The 21,011-nt window shown below is 68.8% G+C and carries 18 protein-coding genes; 9 read left to right on the forward strand and 9 right to left on the reverse strand.

Going from position 1 to position 21,011, the window contains the following annotated elements:
• Window positions 1-12: 12 nt before the first annotated feature.
• The 3 genes from JQX13_RS32705 to JQX13_RS32715 are packed head-to-tail and all read right to left on the reverse strand — an operon-like array spanning window position 13 to window position 4,075.
• On the reverse strand, window positions 13-1,407 hold the full coding sequence (locus tag JQX13_RS32705; RefSeq protein WP_203403393.1) for a cytochrome P450: 1,395 nt from the start codon (window positions 1,405-1,407) through the stop codon (window positions 13-15).
• Window positions 1,392-2,477, reverse strand: coding sequence for an alpha-hydroxy acid oxidase (locus JQX13_RS32710; RefSeq protein WP_203403394.1), 1,086 nt, complete (start codon window positions 2,475-2,477; stop codon window positions 1,392-1,394). The genes JQX13_RS32705 and JQX13_RS32710 overlap by 16 nt, the downstream gene beginning before the upstream one ends.
• A complete protein-coding gene (locus JQX13_RS32715) occupies window positions 2,474-4,075 on the reverse strand; it encodes an NAD(P)-binding domain-containing protein (protein WP_203403395.1) in 1,602 nt (533 codons plus the stop codon). Before JQX13_RS32715 ends, JQX13_RS32710 begins: the two co-directional genes overlap by 4 nt.
• Window positions 4,076-4,773: 698 nt before the next feature.
• Between JQX13_RS32715 and JQX13_RS32720 the strand changes: the two genes are divergently transcribed.
• Window positions 4,774-6,087, forward strand: a complete 1,314-nt coding sequence (locus tag JQX13_RS32720; RefSeq protein WP_239013997.1) for a hypothetical protein — start codon at window positions 4,774-4,776, stop codon at window positions 6,085-6,087.
• A gap of 12 nt (window positions 6,088-6,099) precedes the next feature.
• Here the strand turns inward: JQX13_RS32720 and JQX13_RS32725 are convergent, their stop codons facing one another.
• Window positions 6,100-6,672: a GNAT family N-acetyltransferase gene (locus tag JQX13_RS32725; protein WP_203403396.1), complete on the reverse strand. Its 573-nt coding sequence runs from the start codon at window positions 6,670-6,672 to the stop codon at window positions 6,100-6,102.
• 90 nt (window positions 6,673-6,762) lie between these two features.
• Between JQX13_RS32725 and JQX13_RS32730 the strand changes: the two genes are divergently transcribed.
• The 3 genes from JQX13_RS32730 (at window position 6,763) to JQX13_RS32740 (ending at window position 8,886) form a co-directional block, all read left to right on the forward strand.
• The gene (locus JQX13_RS32730; protein ID WP_203403397.1) at window positions 6,763-7,410 is read left to right on the forward strand and encodes a TetR/AcrR family transcriptional regulator; all 648 of its coding nucleotides are present in this window, start codon (window positions 6,763-6,765) and stop codon (window positions 7,408-7,410) included.
• Between the two features lie 112 nt (window positions 7,411-7,522).
• Window positions 7,523-8,299: an MBL fold metallo-hydrolase gene (locus JQX13_RS32735; RefSeq protein ID WP_203403398.1), complete on the forward strand. Its 777-nt coding sequence runs from the start codon at window positions 7,523-7,525 to the stop codon at window positions 8,297-8,299.
• A 167-nt stretch (window positions 8,300-8,466) separates the two neighbouring features.
• Window positions 8,467-8,886, forward strand: a complete 420-nt coding sequence (locus JQX13_RS32740; protein WP_203403399.1) for an MGMT family protein — start codon at window positions 8,467-8,469, stop codon at window positions 8,884-8,886.
• 4 nt (window positions 8,887-8,890) lie between these two features.
• Here JQX13_RS32740 and JQX13_RS32745 read toward each other — a convergent pair whose 3' ends face one another.
• Window positions 8,891-10,291: an MBOAT family O-acyltransferase gene (locus JQX13_RS32745; RefSeq protein ID WP_203403400.1), complete on the reverse strand. Its 1,401-nt coding sequence runs from the start codon at window positions 10,289-10,291 to the stop codon at window positions 8,891-8,893.
• A 92-nt stretch (window positions 10,292-10,383) separates the two neighbouring features.
• Here JQX13_RS32745 and JQX13_RS32750 point away from each other — a divergent pair, with 92 nt between their 5' ends.
• Complete coding sequence (locus JQX13_RS32750) at window positions 10,384-11,745, forward strand: amidohydrolase family protein (RefSeq protein WP_203403401.1); 1,362 nt, start codon at window positions 10,384-10,386, stop codon at window positions 11,743-11,745.
• A complete protein-coding gene (locus JQX13_RS32755; RefSeq protein WP_203403402.1) occupies window positions 11,742-12,728 on the forward strand; it encodes a class I SAM-dependent rRNA methyltransferase in 987 nt (328 codons plus the stop codon). Before JQX13_RS32750 ends, JQX13_RS32755 begins: the two co-directional genes overlap by 4 nt.
• 6 nt (window positions 12,729-12,734) lie before the next feature.
• Here JQX13_RS32755 and JQX13_RS32760 read toward each other — a convergent pair whose 3' ends face one another.
• On the reverse strand, window positions 12,735-16,550 hold the full coding sequence (locus JQX13_RS32760) for an ATP-binding protein (protein WP_203403403.1): 3,816 nt from the start codon (window positions 16,548-16,550) through the stop codon (window positions 12,735-12,737).
• Window positions 16,551-16,723: 173 nt separating this feature from the next.
• Between JQX13_RS32760 and JQX13_RS32765 the strand changes: the two genes are divergently transcribed.
• The 3 genes from JQX13_RS32765 to JQX13_RS32775 are packed head-to-tail and all read left to right on the forward strand — an operon-like array spanning window position 16,724 to window position 19,440.
• Window positions 16,724-17,917, forward strand: coding sequence for a serine/threonine protein kinase (locus tag JQX13_RS32765; protein WP_203412318.1), 1,194 nt, complete (start codon window positions 16,724-16,726; stop codon window positions 17,915-17,917).
• 1 nt (window position 17,918) lies between these two features.
• Window positions 17,919-18,713, forward strand: coding sequence for a tRNA pseudouridine(38-40) synthase TruA (gene truA / locus JQX13_RS32770; protein ID WP_203403404.1), 795 nt, complete (start codon window positions 17,919-17,921; stop codon window positions 18,711-18,713).
• Window positions 18,714-18,762: 49 nt separating this feature from the next.
• Window positions 18,763-19,440: a hypothetical protein gene (locus JQX13_RS32775; protein ID WP_203403405.1), complete on the forward strand. Its 678-nt coding sequence runs from the start codon at window positions 18,763-18,765 to the stop codon at window positions 19,438-19,440.
• A 5-nt stretch (window positions 19,441-19,445) separates the two neighbouring features.
• On the opposite strand, the gene JQX13_RS32780 is transcribed toward JQX13_RS32775, so the two are convergent.
• The 3 genes from JQX13_RS32780 to JQX13_RS32790 are packed head-to-tail and all read right to left on the reverse strand — an operon-like array spanning window position 19,446 to window position 20,878.
• Entirely contained in the window at window positions 19,446-19,817 is a 372-nt protein-coding gene (locus tag JQX13_RS32780; RefSeq protein ID WP_203403406.1) for a translation initiation factor, read from the reverse strand.
• Window positions 19,818-19,830: 13 nt separating this feature from the next.
• The gene (locus JQX13_RS32785) at window positions 19,831-20,634 is read right to left on the reverse strand and encodes a GNAT family N-acetyltransferase (RefSeq protein ID WP_203403407.1); all 804 of its coding nucleotides are present in this window, start codon (window positions 20,632-20,634) and stop codon (window positions 19,831-19,833) included.
• Window positions 20,635-20,659: 25 nt separating this feature from the next.
• On the reverse strand, window positions 20,660-20,878 hold the full coding sequence (locus JQX13_RS32790) for a hypothetical protein (RefSeq protein WP_239013998.1): 219 nt from the start codon (window positions 20,876-20,878) through the stop codon (window positions 20,660-20,662).
• Window positions 20,879-21,011: the final 133 nt, after the last annotated feature.

Below are 21,011 nucleotides of genomic sequence, written 5' to 3' on the forward strand. Positions count from 1 at the left end.
TCCGTCATTCGTTCATGAATGGCTGAAGGGGCAGCGCGAGGCCTTCGCCCCGGTCGTCGAGGCCTGGCGCTCGGCCTCGAAGTAGCGTTGGCAGAGCCGCAGGCGCTTCGCGTCCAGGACCATGTAGGTCCCCAGGACGAGCTGCAGGACGCTGCGTCCGACTTCTTCCCAGGGCTCGCGAGCGCTCATGGACGCGAGGAGCTCCTCCCGGGCGCGTGGATCCGGGTTCTCCTTCCGAGGCTCCAGCACGCACGGCCCCCGGTTCGGGAGCGGTCGCGTGTGGCTGGCCGACGAGAAGGCCCTGAATCGCCGGATCGTCTCCCTCGCGACGGCGCGCATCGTGACGAGGGCGATGGCCTGGGCGGGGCACGGGCGGTTCGCCGCGGCCCCGAAGGGCATGTAGTTGGATTCCTTTGTCGAATGTTTCAACCACCTGTCCGGGTCGAAGCGCAGCGGATCCTCGAAGCCCTCGTGGTGGTAGGCCTGGTAGTTGAAACAGAGGACGGAGCCCTTGGGGAGCGTGGTCTTGTCGTCGACGCGGATGTCGCTGGACGTGATGCGGTGGGCGATCCCGAAGAGGGGATACAGCCGGAGGGACTCCGTGATGATCCGGTCCAGGTAGCGGTCATCGTCCAGGTTGTCCGCGAGCCGTGTCTGGACCTCCTGGTGCTGCGCGAGGAACATGACCAGGTGGGCCATGGCCTCCGACATCTGCACCACCGCCGTGTTGAAGTAGACCCCCTGCAGGTAGAAGGCCTTCTGCTCCAGGGACAGACAGGACGGGAGCTCGTGCGCGACGGCACCCGCCTCGAGTCTGGCCTTCAAATAACGCGTCAGGCGCAGGCGTCTGTCCATGTGGCGCAGACTCAGCCCCTTGAGCGCCGTCACCACGTCGTCCGCGTTGTCCACGATGAGATCGCGGGCTTCCCTGGGGCACCGCTCGTTGAAGACGAGCTCGTAATAGAACTCGGCCCAGATGGGCATCATCAGGTCACGCAGGCGGACGAGCGTCGCCCGGTGCATGGCGCGTTCCTCGAGGACTCGCACCGTGCACCGCGCCGCGAGCTCCTCCGCCGTCTTCTTCGGGAGGGAGAGGATGCGCCGCGTCGCCTGGGCGACCTCCTCGTAACGCTCACCGGGTTCGAGGTGCTCCTGGTGTATCTCCGCGCCGGGGGAGAGCCAGTACCAGAAGAGGTCCGACAGGACCGCGCCCTCGCTCCTCCCGTCGGCGGCGGGGTTCGAATAGAGCTCCTTGAAGTGCGACACGCCGACGCGCTCGCCGGGGATGGGGATTCCCTCCTCGCCGTTGATGCGCGTGAAGATGCGGTTGCGAAGCCCGATGAGCGCGACGGGCAGACGCGACGCCAGGGTGTTCGCGACCGGGCGAAGGTTCAGGACGTCTGGCATTGCTTCTCCCAACGTGAAACGTGCAGGAGCTCGGGGCCGACGTCGCTCGCCGAGCCACATCCGCAGAGCGCCATGGCGCGCTCGAGCTCCGAGCGCAGGGTTTCGAGTACATGGGCGACCCCGGCCTCGCCCTCCGCCGCGAGCCCCCAGAGCACGGGGCGGCCGATGGCGACGGCGTTGGCCCCCAGGGAGAGCGCCTTGACGATGTCCGTCCCTCGCCGGATTCCGCCATCGAGCAGGAGCGGGAGGCGGCCACCGAGCGCCTCCGCGACGGGCGGGAGCAGCTCGAGGGTGGCGGGGATCGTGTCGAGCTGGCGGCCCCCATGGTTGGAGACGAGCAGCGCGTCCACTCCCCGCTCCAGGGCCATCTTCGCGTCCGCCGGGTGCACGACGCCCTTGAGCACGAGAGGCAGGGACGTGGTCTTCCTCAACCAGTCGATGTCCTCCCAGGAGAGCGCCTCGGAGAAGGCGATGGGGCGCGCCGGGCCCCGTGTCCCGCCAGGGCCGGCGGGGCGCATGTTCTCGCAGCACAGGCCGGAGGGGAGATCCGTGAAGCCGTTGCGCAGGTCGCGCTCACGACGGCCGAACACGGGCGAGTCGACGGTGACGACCAATGCCTTGCATCCCGCCGCTTCCACGCGCCGGATGAGCGCCTGCGTGAACCCGAGGTCCGGCTGGAGATAGAGCTGGAACCAGAGGGGTCCACCGGCGCTCGCCTCGGCGATCTCCTCGATGGCCGTGGTCGAGGCCATGCTCACGATCATGATGGCTCCCGCCGCCGCGGCGGCCCGCGCCGTCGCCCGCTCGCCGTCTGGATGGGCGAGCCGGTGGAAGGCCGTGGGCGCGATGACGATGGGCATGGAGGCGCGGCACCCGAGCAGGGTGGTCTCGAGCCGGGGCTTGCCCCGTCCTCGCAGGACGCGCGGGACGAGGCCGAGCCGGGCGAACGCGCTCTCGTTCGCCCTCAGTGTCACTTCGTCGTCCGCTCCCCCCGCGAAGAGATCGTAGGCCCCAGGTTCGAGACGCCTCCGGGCCTCGGCCTCGAGCTCCCGAAGAGAGAGTGCCTTCATGGCCGGAGCTGGCTCTCGGTCGACGCGGAGCGGGTGCGCTCGCCCGTGTTGGACGTGCCGCCGAGCTCCCGCATGAAGAAGGCCTTCAGGGGCTCGCGATGGACCACCTCGGACGTCCAGTCGTTCTCGAGGTTCTCGGTCACGTGGTGGGTCGCCACGAGCTCCCGCTTGCGGTAGTGGCGCACGACCGGGTGCAGGTACCGGCCCTCACCGGAGCGCATGGCGTCGTCCTGTGCGATGCGGCCGACCTCCACATCGAAGGGGTCGACACGATCGTGCCCGGGGCCGTACTCGAGGGTGATGGTGAAATAGCTGTCGGAATCGCCGTAGGCGCTGTCGTGGACGTAGGCGACCGGCACTTCGTCGCAATACTTCGCCGTGCCATCGTGCCCGACGACGATGAGATCGCCCAGGAACGAGAACTGCTGCCAGAGGGCCGAGCTCCGATTGACACGGGCGAGGACCGCCTCCATCAGGGCCTTGGGCTTCGCCGGGAGCGCCTCGTGGGGCCACTCGGCGCCGTGGTACTTCCGCTCGAGGATGCGGTGCAGGGCCCGCACGCCGTAACGGAAGCCGTGGATGAAGCCGCCCGTGGACTTCTTGAAGTCACGCACCTGCCCGAGCGTGCCGGCGAAGTAGAGGCCGGGGACGTTCGTCGACTCCCACTCGGAGGTCTGGGCCGGGAAGCGGTCCTTGATGACGAGCTCGGGCCGGCAGCTGTCGTCGAAGATGGACGCGTCGAAGCGGAAGCCCGTGCAGGCGATGACCCGGTCGTAGCGCAGGTCCTTCTTGACCTCGTTGGCCCGCGAGAAGCTCACGGTGACGACGAAGGAGCCGTCCCGCTTCTCGATGCGCTCCACGTTCCCGTCGAGCAGGGCGTTCTGGGACTTGAGCTGGTAGGTGTCGAGGAAGTTGTTGTTCACCGCGCGGAGGTGACCCACGTAATGGGTCCTCCAGGCCATGCGGATGGAGGAGGGGCCCGCGACGTGGATGACGGCGGCTGTGGGAATCAGGTTGTCAGCGGTCTCGAACGCGGAGTTGCCCTTCCCGAGGATGAGGACGCGTTGGTTGATGAAGTCCTTGGGATCTACGGACACGGTCGAGTACTGCTCCGCGTGCTCGATGCCGGGGATGTTGGGGATGTAGGGCTTGGAGACGCCCGTCGCGACGATCAGGCGCTTCGCCTCGAAGACGCGCCCCTGGTGATCCTCGACGCGGAAGCCGCCGTCAGCGGTGCGCGTGACGCGGGTCACGCGTGCGTCGTACTGGATGGGGAGACGGTTCTTTTGCGCGAAGTCGCCGAGGTACTTCACGATGACGTCGGCGGAAGGGAAGTAGCGGTCCGTGTACCGGGTGAACAGGAGCTCCGGGTCGTCGGACAGGAGGGAGTTCCAGTCCATCCGGAGGTTGAGCTCGGCGTCGCTCGTGCCGTTGTAGACCTTGTTGGTAGAGATGAGCGTCCGATGGCGGGGGAACGTCTTGAAGAAGGTTCCGGCCGAGGAGCCAGCCTCGAGGATCAGGAAGTCCCGGCCCGCCTTCGCGAGCAGATAGCCCAGCTGCAGCCCAGCAGGGCCCGCGCCAATGATGAGGTAGTCCATATCCAGCCACCGGGAGCAAAAACCAAGCCAGGAAACGAAAAACGCTAAACACATGAAAACCATGGCCTGTCGGATCTCGGCTTCGTTCTGGGTGTTCTCAAAGCGATAGTGACGCTCCTCATCTTGAGATGACGGGTGCGGAATGCGCGGGGGGAGCATTATGTTGGGGACCTGGCTCCGAGGGGAGAGGGGGTTCCGCTGCTGTTTGTCTGTCATGCGCCGGTGTGCCCGGGCCTCTCAAATAGATAAACACGTATTTGTCTTGGTCTCTTGGAACGTGAGTTTGAGAAATCAAGTGTGAGAAAATGAAAATGGGATCGGGTCTTGCGTTTGTGATTGACTTCGGCCCAGAAAGGTCCTCGCGGCGCCTGTCCATGTGACGCACCCGGACGAAGCGCGGTGTGTGGACGCATCAGCCCCCCCCCCCTCGCTGACACGTCGCCAGCCGCTTTTGACACGCCTCTGGCCACCGCTGACATGTCCCTGGTCCGGGCGGAGCACGACCCCCCGAGCGCCCAGCGAGGCGGACTCGTTCCAGGTATGCGCGTTGCTGTACCCCCTGCACGTCCCAACGAAGTCCACCGCAACGTTGCGTTCAAAGGAAGACGGACATGTCCATTCCGCTCGGCTTTGCCTCTGCAAGGGCGCCTCGCTCACGCTCATCCCATCGTTCTGGTGTGTCCAGGCTCCTTTCCGGGTTGACCTGCCTTGGCCTGAGTCTCAGCGCCGTTGGCTGCAATCCAACCGAAGACGTCGTCGAAGACCCCTTCAACTACACGCACCCGTTGGCGGAAGGGACGCCCATCTGCGGCCGGCCCGACTTCAACGAGATGTTCCCCTACTCAATCCGCTCCGAGACGCTCCCGGTGGTCGTCCACTATTACAAGGAGGTCGAGCTGGAGACGGCCCGGCAGGTGCTCGCGTTTGTCGAGAAGGGCTGGGACTATCACGTCAACCGGCTCGGCATGCGCCCGGCGCTCTCGGACAATGGTGAGTGCGGACCCGATGACGCGTTCGACGTGTTCGTGTGGAAGGGGCACCGGAGCTGTCTGGTCGACGTGCTCTCGGGCGACACCTCCACCGAGTGGGATGATCGGCGCGGCTTCATGGTCGTTGATGCCTGGGGCCCCTACGGCGGACCCGAGCTCGAGGAGACCGTCGTCCACGAGATGGCGCATGCCTCTCAAGCCGCGGATGACTGGTACGAGGCTCCCATCACCTTCGAGATGTCCGCCGTCTTCGCGGATCAGGTGTACGCGGACCGCTACATCAAGACGTACTTCGATGACTTCCAGGCCCACCCCGAATGGGCGCTCGATTACTACGACGACTACGAGACCTGGTACATGTATGGCTCTTCCATGTACCTGCTCTACCTGAACGATCGTTTCTTCGGGGGTGATGCACGGTTCCTCTCGCGCATGTGGCTCGATTCCCGCAACCCGCCCGGCGCGGAGAATGAGCAGACGCTCAACGAGCCGGACTTCGCCGACGCGCTCGATACGATGCTGAAGGACCAGGGCTCGAGCTACGTCGACACCGTCCCGGAGTTCTCGCGCTGGCGCTGGTACACCGGTGAGCACGTCGATGACCGCCACTTCCGTCACTTCAAGGACGGGCTGGACAACCTGAAGGCGGCCAGACTCGCGCTGGCGGCTCGGCGGGAGGCCGTGCCGGGCGGGATCGACATCGGCGGAGAGAAGGCGCCGATGATGCTCGGCACGAGCTACATCGAGCTGTCGGCCGGCGCGGGCACTCCCGGGACCGTCTACGTGTCCCTGGAAGCACCGGCCGAGCCGGGGCGCCGCTTCGTCGTCCAGGCCGTGCCCGGGCTGACGCCGGACTCCGACGGGGAGTTTCTGGAGCTCTCCTCGGGCCCGAAGGAGCTGAAGTTCGCCGCGGACCAGAAGCGGACCCTCATCGTGACCGCCCTCCCGACGGGTGACTACGATCCCGACCTGAGGACCGACGACCGGTATCCCTTCTCGATCGTCGTCTCGGACCACCCGTAGACGTGCCTTCCTTCATCGCGAGGGCGGGCGTGGCCGCCACTCCGAGCGAAGCAGCCCGTACATCACGGCATCCTGTCTCTCGCCATTGATGAAGTAGCGCTCGCGCTGGAAGCCCTCGCGCTGGAAGCCCAGGTCCTCGAGCACCTTGATGGAGCCCGCGTTGCGTGGGTCCACGTCCGCCTCCAACCGGTGCAGGGCGAGCGTGGTGAAGCCGAACTCCACCACCCGGCCCACCGCCTCGCGCCCGTAGCCGTGGCCCCAATACGCGCGGTTCAGCGCGTAGCCCAGCGACGCGCGCTCGTGCTGCCCGCTCAAATCCGACAGGGTGCAGGTGCCCACCACCCGGTCGTCCTCGCGCCGGACGAAGCCCCATTGAAAGAGCGAGCGCTCGGCGAAGCTCTTGTGGATGTCCCGCAGCAGCTTCTCCGCCTGGGCCTCCTCGGTGTACGCGGACCAACCCCAATAGCGGGTCACCTCGAGGTCGGAGAAGAGCGCGAAGAGCGCGGGCACATCCGCCTCCGTCATCCAACGCAGGCGCAGACGGGGGGTCTCCAGGGTCGGCAGGGTCGTGGCACCGATGAGCATGGTATCCACCAGCTTAGAGGGCCAGGAGGCGAGCGGAGAGGGGGATTCCTGCGCACCCGGGGCCAGGGAAAAGTATCCTGGTTCCATCCCATGAGTCCGCGCTCGACATCAGGAAGCAAACCGCAGTCCCTCCGGGCCCGGCTGAAGGAGGAGGCTCGGGCCACCATCCTCGACGCGGCGGAGCAGGTGCTGGCCGAGCAGGGGCTCCACGCCGCGCGCATGGACGACATCGCCGCGCGCGTCGGGGTCTCCGTCGGAACGCTCTACAACTACTTCGAGGACCGGCAGCAGCTCCTGGCGGCGCTGCGAGACGTGCGCGGGCGGGAGCTGCTGGCCATGCTCGACACGGAGCTGGAGCGGAGCCGGGGACAGCCCTACCGCGCGCGGTTGCAGGGGTTGCTCCGGTGCATCCTGGAGCATTCCCAGCTCCACTTCCGGCTGTTCTCCCTCATGCTGGAGGACGTGATGCAGCGCGGCGTGGCCAGGGGGCAGGACCTGAACGACCATCATGCGCTCTGGCGTGAGATCTCCCGCCGCGTCGAGGACCTCGGTCGGCAGGGGGTCGAGGAGGGGGCCCTGCGGCCCGAGGATGCCCGCCACTACCCCACGGTGTTGCTGGGCATGGTGCGGGAGATGCTCTTCCGGCAGCTCACCGAGAAGCAGCCCGAGCCGGTCGACGCGTTGATCTCCCTGCTGCTGCGCTGCTTCCTGGAGGGCGCCGCGCCGCGTCCCGGCTGAGCACCTGGGTGCAGGAGGTCTCGCAATATGTCTTTTTATTGCGAGGCGTCTTTCCGCGAGAACCGGGTAGAACTGGAAGCGCTTCAACCCCTGCATCGGAGAGAGGACAATCATGAGCAAGGCCCGGTTCTTCATTTCCGCGGTGGCAGCGATCTCGCTGTCGATGTCCGCCTGCAAGTCGCCGCCGGAGGAGGCCCCTCCTCCCGAGGAAGCGCCCCTCTCGGGAGATGTCTTCCAGACGTCCCGAGGTGATTTGATCGTTCACCCGGTCAATCACGCCACCTTCCTCATGAGCTGGGCGGGCAAGACGATCTACGTCGACCCGGTCGGTGGCACGGAACCTTTTCAAGGCCTTCCCACTCCCGATGTGATCCTGGTGACCGACATTCATGGGGATCACCTGAACGCCGACACGCTGACGGCCATCATCCAGCCGGAGACGGTGATCGTCACGCCCCAGGCCGTGCGCGATGCCCTGCCGCCAGCCCTCCACGAGGCCACGCAGGTGCTCGCCAACGGAGAGAAGACGAGCGTGGCGGACATCGGCCTCGAGGCGATCCCCATGTACAACATCACGCCCGAGCGTCTTCAGTACCATGAGAAGGGCCGTGGCAACGGCTACGTCCTGACCGTCGGCGGCAAGCGCGTCTACATCGCCGGTGACACGGAGGACATTCCCGAGATGCGGGCGCTGCGCGACATCGACGTCGCCTTCGTTCCCATGAACCTGCCCTACACCATGACGGTGGAGCAGGCGGCGAGCGCGGTGCGCGAGTTCAAGCCGAAGGTCGTCTATCCCTATCATTCGCGCGGCAGCGACCTGGATGCGTTCACCCGGCTCGTTGGCACGGATGTGGGCGTCGAGGTGCGCGTGGCCAACTGGTACTGACCCCGGCGCTCCAGCCCGGTACCTCGCGTCCGGGGTGCCGGGCAGTCGAGCGCTCCGAGAAGGGTTGTCTACTCCACGTGTCGGGTCGGGTACGCGACGTCGGACGTAATACCGACTTCCCTGGACAGGTCCTCTGAGGTAGTACGCTCCATCTGACTGGAGGAGACATGTCCACAACCGTGACCATCACCGCGCAGGAGCGGCGGTTCTTCGAACGCATCTACCAGGTCGTCGAGCAGGTGCCCCCTGGGCAGGTGTCCACCTACGGGGACATCGCGATCATCGTGGGCGGCGGGTGCGATGCCCGCATCGTGGGGCTCGCCATGGGAGACCTGGGGCCGCGCGCCGCCAAGGTGCCCTGGCAGCGCATCATCAACCGCTCGGGAGGCATCAGCACGCAGGGCTACAACCAGCGCGAGCTGCTGGTGGCCGAGGGCGTCGAGTTCGACGAGAAGGGCAAGGTGTACCTGGACCGCTTCCGCTGGGCCGGGCCGAGCCAGGAGTGGGCGACGAAGCACGGCTTCACCCCGCTGCCCGCGCGCGGCTCCGGCAAGGAGGAGGACACGTCCCAGATGCGCCTGTTCTGAGTCCTCAGAACTGGAAGTAGATGAAGCTCTGCCCCGGTGTGCCGATGACCATGGCCACGGCCATGCAGGTGGCCACCGCGGGCCAGAGCAGGGCGGGGCGTTGCCGCAGTCCTGTGCGCTCGGCGAGCGCGGACACCCCGTGGCACACCACGAGCGCCGCGCCCACCAGCACCAGTGTCAGCACCGAGGCGTGGGTGACGTCCGACGCCACCCCTGGCGCGTGCATGCCTCGTAGCACCCGCAGCGCCGAGGCCAGGGTGTCCGCCCGGAACAGCACCCACCCGAGCACCACCAGGTAGAACGTCCCCGCCCGCTTCAGCCAGCGCGAGCCCTCGGGCGTGGCCGCTCCCGAGCGCTTGGGGAAGCGCGCCGCGAGCAGGTGCGAGGCCACCAGCAGCAGCCCGTGGTACGCGCCCCAGAGGACGAACGTCCAGTTGGCCCCGTGCCACAGCCCGCCCAGCAGCATGGTGAGCAGCAGGTTGCGGTAGCGCCCGTTCCGGTTCCCGCCCAGCGGAATGTAGAGGTAGTCCCTGAGCCACGTGGACAGCGACAGGTGCCAGCGCCTCCAGAAGTCCACCGGCGAGGTGGCCAGGTAGGGCAGGTCGAAGTTCGGTGGCAGCTCGAAGCCGAGCAGCAGCGCCACGCCGATGGCGATGTCCGTGTACCCCGAGAAGTCCGCGTAGATCTGCCCCGTGAAGGCCAGGGCGCCCGTCCAGCTCTCCAACGCCCCCACCGGCCCCACGCTCCCGAAGAGCCCATCCGCCACCGGCGCCAGCAGGTCCGCCACCGTCTTCTTGAAGAGCCCCACCGCGATGAGCAGGTAGCCGCGCTGCACCTGCTCCCACCGGGGTGGCTCCATCCGCTCGAACTGGGGCAGCAGCACCGACGCCCGGATGATGGGCCCGGCCACCAGGTGGGGGAAGAAGGACACCGCCGCGACGAATTCCTCCGGACGCTCCCTGGCCTTCAGCTCCCCCCGGTAGACGTCCACGGTGTAGCTCATGCTCTGGAACGTGTAGAAGGAGATGCCCGCCGGCAGCACCAGCGAGAACGTGGGCTCCGGCACCGCCACCCCGAGCAGCGTCAGCAGCCCGTGCGCCGAGTCCGCGAAGAACCGCGCGTATTTGAAGAGCGCCAATACGCCCAGGTTCGCGGTCAGGCTCACTATCAGTAACAGGCGCCGCCGCCGCTCGTCCCCCGAGCGGCCGAGCTCCCGCGCCAACCAGAAGTCCAGCAGCGCGGTGCCCAGCAGCAGCGGCACGAAGCGCACGTCCCAGGCCCCGTAGAAGACGAGGCTCCCCCCCGTGACGAGCCACAGCTTCGCCCCGCGCGAGCGGGCCCCGAAGTGGAACGCCACGAAGAAGACCAGGAAAAAGATGCCGAACAGCGCGGTGTTGAAGAGCATGTCAGGCCAGCAACGGCCATTCTACCGGTTGATAAGGATCTGGCACACCCCGAGATCCATCCACCCGGTCCGCGCATATACTCACGCCCCTTATGGAAGGACGCCTGGTCCTCAAGAATTGCTCCATCTTCCGCGCGGACGGCCGGGGTCGTGCCGGTATGGCCATCGTCATCGAGGAGGGGCTCATCCGCCGCGTCGCTCCCAACGACGAGGTGCCCGTGCTCCCCGGAGACTGGGAGGTCTCCTGCCGCGGGCGGCTGGTGATGCCCGGCCTGGTGGACTGTCATGCCCACCTCATTGGGGATCAGCTCGTCCCCACCGTGGGCGAGCTCCTCCTGCACCCGCCCCAGTACCGGCTGGAGCACGAGCACCGCCTGTCCACGTACCTCACCGCCTCGGATGTGGAGGTCCTCTCCCGCCATGCCATGGCCCGGGCGCTGCGCTCGGGCGTCACCCTGGTGGTGGAGCACCTGTCCTGCCCGGGTGACGTGGCCGGCGCACTCGAGGCCCAGGCGCGCGTGGCGGAGCAGCTCGGCCTGCGGTTGGTGGCGAGCCATTCCACGCACAGCCTCGGGGGTACCAACCAGGCCGAGTCCCAGGCGGAGGCCAACGCCGACTTCGTCCGGCGCCGGGGCGCCCATCCGCTGGTGCGCGGCGCGTTCGGCTTCCATGCCTCGTGGACGAGCGCGAACCCCTTGTTGAAGCTGCTCGGCCGTCTGCGGGACGCTTCCGGCACGCCCGTCATCTTCCATCTCTCCGAGGGAGACCACGACCTGGCCACCACCTGGTCGCAGCACTTCCAGCGCGTGGTGCCCCGGCTGGAGTCCTTCGGGCTGCTCGGGCCGCTCTCCGTGGCCGCGTACGCGCGCGCCGTGGACGATGCCGAGTCCACGCGCCTGGCGGCGTCCGGTACCTGTGTGGCGCTCGGACCCGGGGCGGCCCTGCTCCTCGAGCCCAGCAGCCGGGCCCTGGAGACGCTGCACGGGCGGCAGAACCTGATCGGACTGGGCAGTGCCGGGCACGGCAACCTCTGGGACGCGCTGTCCGCCGCCCTCGTCACGGCATTGGGGGCCGCGCGGGGCTCGCGCCTGGTGGATCCGGACGGCGTGCTGGTGCAGCTCTTCTCGGAGGGTCCGGCCGAGCTGTGCTCTCGTCTCTTCGGCGTGCCCTCTGGCGCGGTGGAGGAGGGGCGCCTCGCGGACCTGGTGGTGTTCGACTGCGTGCCCGCGCTGGACAAGGACAGCGGGCAGGCCCCGCATCTGCTCGGGCAGGTCAGCCGCTCCCGGGTGGCGTGGAACATCGTCGGGGGCCGCGTCACCGTGCGCGAGGGGCAGGTGCTCGGCGTGGACGAGGTGGAGCTGGCGAACGAGGCCGCCCGCGTCCTCACCGACGTCTGGGCGCGTGCCCGTGTCCCGGAGGCCGAGGTCGCCCAGGGCCCGGCGCGCCGAGGATGAGCCCTCATGCCTCCGCCCTGGCGGACGTCCTCCGTCAGGCCCGCGAGCGGCGCGCCCTGCTGCGGGAGGATCCACGGACCACCGCCTTCCGGCTCGTCAACGGCGAGCCCGATGGTGTCCCCGACGTGACGGTGGACGTCTTCGAGTACCTCCACGTGGTGAGCCTCTACCGTGACTTCTCTCCGGCCGAGGAGCAGGCGCTGCTCGACGCCATCGAGTCCGCGTGGGCGCCACGCAGCGTGTACCTCAAGCGGCGGCCGAAGGAGGCGCGCCACCTGGCCAATGTGGCGAAGGAGCAGCTCGCCCCCGAGCAGGCCGCGCGCGGTGAGTCGTTGGAGTCGCTGGTGGCGCTGGAGAACGGGCTGCGCTTCCTCATCCGTCCGGGCCAGGGCCTGTCGGTGGGCCTCTACCTGGACATGCGCGACACGCGGGCGTGGCTGGCCGGGGAGGTGCGCGGCCTCACCGTGCTCAACCTCTTCTCGTACACCTGCGGCTTCGGCGTGGCGGCCACCTCGGGCGGGGCGAAGCGGGTGCTCAACCTCGACGCCAGCCGCCGCGTGCTGGAGTGGGGGGAGGAGAACGCCCGCCTCAATGGCCAGCCGGTGGATCGCTACGACTACGTGGCGGGGGATGTCTTCGACTGGCTCGGCCGGCTGGAGCGCAAGGGGGAGACGTTCGACGTCGTGGTGACGGATCCGCCCTCCTTCGCCACGACGCGCACCAGCCGCTTCTCCGCCGCCCGGGACTACGCCTCCCTGGCCGAGGCCGCCGCCAGGGTGGTTGCCCCCGGTGGCCGGCTGGTGGCGTGCTGCAACCTCGCCACGCTGGCTTCCCGCCGCTTCGAGGCCATGGTGACGGAGGGGGTGTCCCGGGCTGGACGCCGGGGCCGGGGAGTGCTCGACCTGGGCCCCTCTCCGGTGGACTTCCCGGCCTCTCCCGCGCACCCGGCCGCCCTCAAGGTGCGGGTGCTCGAGCTGCCTTGAGTCCGTTCAGGCGGTCGTCAGGCGCCTGAGCAGCTCGCCCAGCTCGTCGAAGTCGAGGGGCTTCACGAGGTGGGCATCGAAGCCCGCCTCGCTCGAGTGTTTCCGGTCCGACTCCTGGCCATAGCCTGTCACGGCGACGAGCCGGAGGCCCGGAGTCGGCTGTTGCTGGCGCAGCAGGCGGGCCAGCTCGTAGCCGTCCATGACGGGCAGGCCAATGTCCAGCAAGGCCACCTGGGGCTGGAACGCCGCGGCGATCCGCAGGGCGCTCGGGCCGTCATAGGCGACTCGGGTCTCACACTCCAGGAGCTCGAGTGACTCGGCGAGGATGTCGGCGGCGTCCTTGTTGTCGTCGACGATCAGGATTCGAGTGGGCACGGTGTCCCTCCCTGACTGTTTCGATTCGACCCCCGATGAACCGGTCACGGCCTGGACGGCGCCCGCATCCACCCGGGGCAACCGGACGGTGAACTCGCTGCCGCGACCCTCCCCGTCGCTGTGCACGCTCACGTGGCCCCCGTGGAGCGCGACCATGCTCCGGACGATGGCGAGCCCGAGCCCGAGTCCGCCCTGGGACCTGTCCAGTGCCTGGCGCTCCTGGACGAAGAGCTCGAAGACCCTGGGCAATGTCTCGGGCGAAATGCCCGTGCCGTTGTCACGAACCTTGACGACCACCTCGGCGCTCTCGAGCTCGCCGACCAGTGAGATCCGGCCTCTGGGCTCTGTGTACTTCGCGGCATTCGTCAACAGGTTGGAGAAGACCTGGGCGAGCCGGGTCGGGTCCGCATCCAGCCTCAAGCCGTGCCGCGGCACCTCCACCGTCAGCGTGTGCTCGCGCTGCTCGATCAAGGGGCTGGCCAGCTCGATGGCCTTCGCCACCACCTCGGCCAGTTCGATCCGCTCCCGCTTGAGCTCGACCTTTCCCCGGGTCACTCGCGACACGTCGAGCAGGTCATCCACCAGCCGGATGAGGTGATGGACCTGTCGCTCGATGAGGGTGCGCTCCCGCTCCATCGCGCCACCGCCCCGCAGCCGCATCAGATGCAGTGCGGTCAGGATGGGAGCCAGGGGATTGCGCAGCTCGTGGCCGAGCATGGCGAGGAACTCGTCCTTGGCGCGGTTCGCGGACTCCGCCTCACGCCGGGCGTTCGCCAGCTCCGTCACCTCGAAGGCGACGGCCACGATGCCCTCCACCTGGCCCTCGTCATCGAGCATCGGCTGGTAGACGAAGTCGAAGAAGCACTCCTGCGGCACTCCCTGCGCGTCGCGGTTGAGCAGCATGCGCACGGACCTGCCGATGAAGGGCTCACCCGACGCGAACACCTGGTCCAACAGCTCGAAGATGCCCTGGGAGGCCAGCTCCGGGAGTGCCTCGCGGACGCCCCGGCCCAGGATCGAGCGGTTCGAGATGAGCTGGAGATAGCTCGCGTTCGCGAACTCGAACACATGGTGCGGGCCGCGTACGATCGCGATGCCCACGGGCGCGTGCTGGAACACCCGGGCGAGCCGCTGGCTGTGCTCCTCCTCGAGGCTCCGCAGTCTGGCCCGCGCGAGCTGCGCCTCGACGCGTGCCACCAGCTCTCGGGCCGAGAAGGGCTTCACGAGATAGTCGTTCGCGCCCGCCCGGAGCCCCTCCACCTGGGCCTCCTCGCCAGCCCGCGCCGAGAGGGCGATGACGGGGATGTTCCGGGTGTGTTCGTCGGCGCGCAGCTCCCGCAGGAGGCCGAAGCCATCCAGGTTCGGCATCATGATGTCGGTGAGCACGAGGTCCGGGCGCCGCTCGCGGATGGCCTGGAGCGCGGCCACGCCGTCTCCCACCGTCTCCACCGCCCAGCGAGTGGAGAGGAGCCGGCCCACGTACTCACGCATGTCGGCATTGTCATCGGCGAGCAGGATGCGGGCACCGGCGGCGATATCCAGGACCGGGGGCTCGGCGGAGCCCAGCGTCGAGGTCTCCACGGCCGGCACCTCGTGGGTGTCTCCTGGCAGCCAGCGCAGGGCCTCGTTCACGTAGGGCGCGGTACCGAGTGCCGTGGAGACCTGGGAGCGCACGGCGGTCACCCGCTCCCTGGGGAGGTGCGCCGTCCCGGCCGGAATGCCGAGGGTGAACGTCGTCCCCTGGCCCGACGTGCTCTCGACGGCGAGGGTGCCTCCATGCAGGCGGACCAGCTCGTGCACCAGGGCCAGGCCGATGCCCGAGCCCTCGTGTGTCCGCGCGCGGGCGCCCTGGACGCGATGGAAGCGCTCGAAGATGTGCGGCAGCTCGTGTTCGGGGATGCCGATCCCCGTGTCGGAGACCCGAAGCTCGACGCGGTCCCCCTTCCATTGCTGCCAGACGCGGATCTCCCCCTCGAACGTGAACTTCAACGCGTTCGAGAGCAGGTTCAGGACGATCTTCTCCCACATGTCCTGGTCGACGTAGACGTGCTCCGGGAGGGGCGGGCAGTGGACCTCGAACGACAGCCCCGCGCGTTCGATCGCGGAGCGGAAGGCGCTCGCGAGCCCGGCCGTCAGCTCCGCGAGGTCCACCGGCTCATACGAGGCCTGGATGCGGCCGGCTTCGATGCGCGCGAAGTCGAGCAATGAGTTGACGAGCTTCAGCAGCCGGAGCTCGTTGCGGTGAACGGTCTCCAGGTTCTCGCCCGTGAGCGCTCGGGCCGGGGAGGCGAGTGCGTCCTCCGTGGGTCCGAGCATCAGCGTCAGGGGCGTGCGGAACTCGTGGCTGACGTTGCTGAAGAACGCGGTCTTCGCCCGGTCGAGCTCCGCCAGTGCTTCCGCGCGTTCACGCTCCTCCTCGTAGGCCCGCGCGTTCGCGATCGCGGTCACCACCTGATCCGCGGTCAGCCGGAAGAGTCCCAGGTAGCGTTCATCGAGGACGCGACGGGGACTGGCCCCGGCGACCAGGAACCCATACGGATGGGGCTGACCGGGCCGTGACAAGGGGAGGACCACCGCCCGCTCCGGGTGGAGTCCCGAGCGGCCCGCTGGGAGGCGGCCGAAGCGCTCCGAGAGCTTGTCGACGATGACCTCTCGCCCCGTACGCGCCGCCTCGGCGAAGGGCCAGCCGTCGAGGGATTCGGTCGTGGGAGCGAACGGCACGCGGAAGAGATTGGCCGGGCCCTCGTAGGTTTCGAGCCCGCTCGTGCTGACGCGCAGGAGCTCGCTGGCGTCCGCGTTCAGGAGATAGAGGAGCGCGAACGGCAGGTCGGCGTCATTGGCCGAGAGGATGCCCGCCGCCGCGTGGCAGGCCTGCTCCACGGACTTCTTGTCGGCGGACCGGGCCGCGAGATCGCGCAACATCCGCAGCTGCCGGTTGTCCTGCACCTGCTCGGTCGTCTCCTGCACCGTCACGAGGACGCCGCCGACCCGCCCGTCCTCGGCGGGGACGGGGCTATACGAGAAGGTATGGAACGTCTCCTCGGGAAAGCCCCTCCGGTTGATGAGGAGCAGGAAGTGCTCGTTCCACGTCGCCGGGCCCCCGTCGCGCACGCCGTGGGCCATGGGGCCGATGACGTCCCAGATCTCCGACCAGACGGAGGCCGCGGGGGCGCCCAGGCAGGAGGGGTGTTTCTCTCCGTGGATGGGCCGGTAGCCGTCGTTGTAGATCTGGACGAGGTCGGGTCCCCACCAGAGCAGCATCGGGAACTGGTTGCGCAGGACGACGCCGGCCATTGTCTTGAGGCTCGTGGGCCACCCGGAGACGGGCCCCAGGGGCGTCTTCGACCAGTCCATGGCGCGGACCAGCGCGCCCATCTCTCCGCCTCCCGCCAGGTGGCTCTTGGCTGAGTCGGGTGCGCCAGCCACGTCGGGGTGGGTCTCGAGCATTCCTGTTCTCTGAGAGAAGGGGCAGTCCGGTTGTAGTTGTCCCGCGACGGGGGTGCAATCGGCGCAGGCCGTTCTCTCACCCAGGAAACAACCGGACGAAGCACCCGGTGCGTCGAGGCCCTCCCCGGAACATTGGCCGCCGGGGCACCGGGGGCGCTATCTTGGCTCCCCCGATGTCGCCCGTTGCCCCGCGAGCCCCCGTGCCTTTTGGCCAGTACCAGCTCATTGATCGCCTCGCCGTGGGTGGTATGGCGGAGGTGTTCCTCGCCCACCATGCTGGCCCGGACGGCTTCGACAAGCCCGTGGTCATCAAGCGCATCCGGCCCCATCTGTCCCGGCAATCGGCCTTCGTGCGCATGTTCCTCAACGAGGCCCGGCTGGCCGCCCAGCTCAACCACCCCAACATCGTGCAGATCCACGATCTGGGGAAGGTGGGTGACAGCTACTACATCGGCATGGAGTACCTCTTCGGCCGGGACATGCGGCGGGTCGTCCCCAAGGCCGAGTCCCTGGGGATTCCCTTCCCCATGGTGTACGCGCTGAAGATCGCCTCGTCCGTGTGCGAGGGCCTCTACTACGCGCACCAGAAGGTGGACCTGTACGGCGCGCCGCTGAACATCGTCCACCGGGACGTGACGCCGGAGAACATCTTCGTGTGCTTCGACGGCTCGGTGAAGGTGCTCGACTTCGGCATCGCGAAGGCGGCCAACCGGGTGGAGCACACGCGCGCCGGCGAGTTGCGCGGCAAGCTCAGCTACCTCAGCCCCGAGCAATGCCTGGGCAAGCCGCTGGACCACCGCAGCGATCTCTTCTCCCTGGGCGCCGTGCTCTACGAGTGGCTCACCGGCTTCAAGCTCTTCACCGGTGAGTCGGACGTGGCCGTCATGCGCAGCATCGTCGAGGGCAAGGTGTACGCGCCCTCGTACTTCCGCGCGGACATCCCCGAGCCGGTGGAAGCCATCCTCATGAAGGCGCTGGAGCGGGACAGGGACAAGCGCTACCCGACGGCCTGGCACTTCCAGCAGGACCTGGACCGCTTCCTCAACGCGTACGAGTTCACCCCCACCCACCTCCACCTCTCCAACTTCCTCAAGCAGCTCTTCCTGGACGAACTGGAGGAGGAGCAGCAGCGGCTGCGCCCCCCCGCCACGCCCACGTCCCCCACGCTCGCGCCCACCACGGAGACGGAGATGGAGTCGGTGGCGCCCGTGGAGGAGCCCGCCTCCGGCTCCGGCGGCGAGCGCATCATCCCGGTGCCCGTCAGCGCCGCGCAGCTGGAGGCGCTGGAGTCACTCGCCCGCAAGCACAACGTCGCCGTGGGGAAGATGGTGGGAGACATCCTCTCGGCCTGGCTCAAGTACCGCTGACATGCCCCGGCTGAAGCTGACCCTCGAATACGACGGCACCCGGTACGTGGGGTGGCAGGTCCAGCCCAATGGCGTCTCCATCCAGTCCCGGTTGGGACAGGCGTTGGAGCAGCTGCTCGGCGAGCGTGTCTCCGTGGAGGCCGCCGGACGGACCGACGCGGGCGTGCATGCCACCGGGCAGGTGGTGTGCTTCGACACGGTGCGCACGCTGCCCCTCAAGGCGTACTGGATGGGGCTCAACCGCTTCCTGCCCGAGGACATCGCCGTCGTCCGCGCCGAGGAGGTGCCCCCCGACTTCGACCCGCGCCGCTGGTCCCGAGGCAAGCGCTACCGGTACCGGGTGAGCAACAAGCCCTCGCGCTCGCCCCTGCGCCGCTTCACCCACTGGGAGGTGTTCGCCCCCCTGGACGTGGAGGCCCTGCGCCGCGCCGCCGCGCACCTGGTGGGCCGGCATGACTTCTCCTCCTTCCGGGCCTCGGACTGTCAGGCCGCCCACGCGGTGCGCGAGGTGCGCCGGGTGGACGTCCAGGGCACCTCGGGGGACGAGCTCTCCGTCACCGTCGAGGGCACCGCCTTCCTCAAGCACATGGTGCGCAACCTCGTGGGCACCCTGGTGGAGGTGGGCAAGGGCCGCCGTCCCGAGCTCTGGGTGGCCGAGGTCCTCGCCGCGCGCGATCGCAAGCGCGCCGGCCCCACCGCTCCGGCCCAGGGGCTCGTCCTGGAGGAGGTCTTCTATGGAGAGGGCCCGCCTCCTCGCACCCCAGGCGGTACGGCGGACGGGGAAGACGAGGAGTGAGGACTCCCCGTACGCCCCCGGGCCGTGCTTGCGCTAGGCTCCGGTTTCCGTGAGAACCCCGAAGAAGGCCGTCCTCGAACCGCTGCGCGTCCGCGTCCGCCGTCTCCAGTTCATCGTGGGGCTCGGCTTCCTCGCGTTGGTGGTGGGCTCCGTGCTGAGCTCGGCCCTCACCATGCGGCTCATCGGCCGGGTCGATGCGCTGTCCCTCACGGTCCTCCGCTTCGCCATCGCCCTGGGGCTGCAGAATCTGTGGGTGCTCGTCGTGCTACCCCTGCTGTGCTACGGCGCCGCCCGCGTCGTCGAGCTGCGCCCGTGGTCCACCGCGCTCGGCGCCGCGTTCACCGGCCAGCTCTTCCTCCTCGCGCTCGAGTTCGTACAGGCCGGCGTCGACGGGTGGGTGGAGCGCGGGTGGTTGTTGACGGCGTTGCAGTGGGGCGTGTTCGCCGGAGGGGTGGTGCTCAGCCAGCGGGCCGTCGTCCGGGGCCGGGCCGCCGCGGGGCTGCGGGCGGAGCAGGCCCGGCAGCAGGCCGACGCGCGCAAGGACGAGTACGCCGAGTTCCTCCGGGAGGCCGAGCGCGCGGGGGAGAAGAGCGTCCAGCGGGAGACCCCGAAGAGCGAGACGCAGGCCGGGGAGCAGGCCGTGGCGCCAGCCGCGCCCGGTGCGGAGACGCCCGAGCAGCGGCCCGAGGATCGGCCCGACGACGTGCCGAAGGCCCCCTCCGTCTGAGCGGCTCAGCCGTGCACCACGCGCTTGACGCCCCGGCGTAGCAGCAGGTCGGGCACCTTGAAGCGGTGGTCACCTCGCAGCACCAGCCGCTCGCCCTCCGCCGTGCCGGTGCAGGCGAGGCCCCGTTGCAGGGCCTGGAGCCACGTCTGGAGCTCGGCCGCGGGGAGACCCAGTCCCTCCACCACCGTCACCTCCGAGCCTCCGCGGCCCGTCTCCAGCCGCACCACCGCGCGCTCGGGACCGTGGGGCGGGGGCTCGTCGGGGAAGTCCTCCCGGCTCACCTGGGGCTTCGTGGACGGCAGCGTGTCTCGCAGTCCCTCGAGTCGGGCGAACGGGTTGTTGAAGCCCTTCGTCTTCTCGTCCTTCTGCTTCGCCATGGGGTGGCTCCTGTCAGGTGGGCAGCTCGAGGGTCCGGGAGGAGCCCACGTGCTGGAAGCCCAGGTGCTCATAGACCCGCCGCGCCGGGTTGCCGTCGCTCACGACGAGACTCAGGGCGGGGAGCTCCGCTCGGGTCGACAGCCACAGGGCCCGGCGCAGCAGCGCGGCACCGACACCGGCATAGCGGGGAGCGGGGTTCCGGTACACCTCGATGACCCAGGGGCCCCCATGGGGTGGGCTCCCTTCTCGGAGGGTGACGAGGCAGGCGCCGATGACGGTGTCCCCCTCGAGCGCGAGCCCGCTGCACGGCAGGAGTGGGCCGAGCACCTCCCCGGCGAGGATCCGGGCGACCTCGTGCCGGGCCTCCTCGGGTGTCCAGCCGGAATGGTCCGGGTGGCCCGGCGGGTAGGCCGCGAGCAGCGGTGACGCCAGCGCCTCGGCACTCCGCTCGACGGCGCTGAGCTGGCAGCCTCCTGGCGCCTCGGGGGTGCTCCACGAGGCGGGATCGGCTCGCAGGTCGCGGGAGTAGCTGTGCGCATGCCTCACCACGCGGGCGCCCCGGGCGATGAGCGCCAGGGCGAGCGCCTCGTCATCCGTGGAGAGCGCCCAGCCGCGCAGGGCCGGGAGCAGCACGTCGGCGCAATGGGTGGCGTCCACCTGGGGGATGCGCCACGCGAGGTCCGCCCAGGGCCGCCCATCGCGCGTGGAGGGCGAATGGACGAGGACCGGGGCTCCGGCCGCATCGCGCACGGTGTGGCGCGGGAGCTCCGCGCCGGCCCACGGGTCTCCGGGAGGTATCGCGTCGCTCGTGTTCATGGGTCTTCCTCGTGTCGTCGCGTTCTCATGGCACCCGGTGCCCGACGAGGCGGGTGACGATGTCCTGGAACTCGTCGGGGCCGATGTCGAGCTGCTCGACGACGTACCCATAGAGCATGGCCGTTGGAACGGAGCGGCCCCCGCGCTCGTGCTCGAGCCGGTGCAGCGTGTGGAGGATGATGCGTTCGACGCGGGTGAGGCCGTCGCGCACATCCGGGATGTAATCGCGTGGGTCGATGGGCACTCGCGAGCTCTCCGGACCGGGCAGCCTACGTCACCTCCGACCGCCCGCCTGCCTGGTTCTCAACTATACGGGATTGACCCGTCTTCCAGTATTTCCCGGGTGGCCAAGCTCCACCCATCGAGCCAGAATGGCC

It is taken from the genome of Archangium violaceum (assembly GCF_016859125.1).
GTDB classification, from domain to species: Bacteria; Myxococcota; Myxococcia; order Myxococcales; family Myxococcaceae; genus Archangium; species Archangium violaceum_A.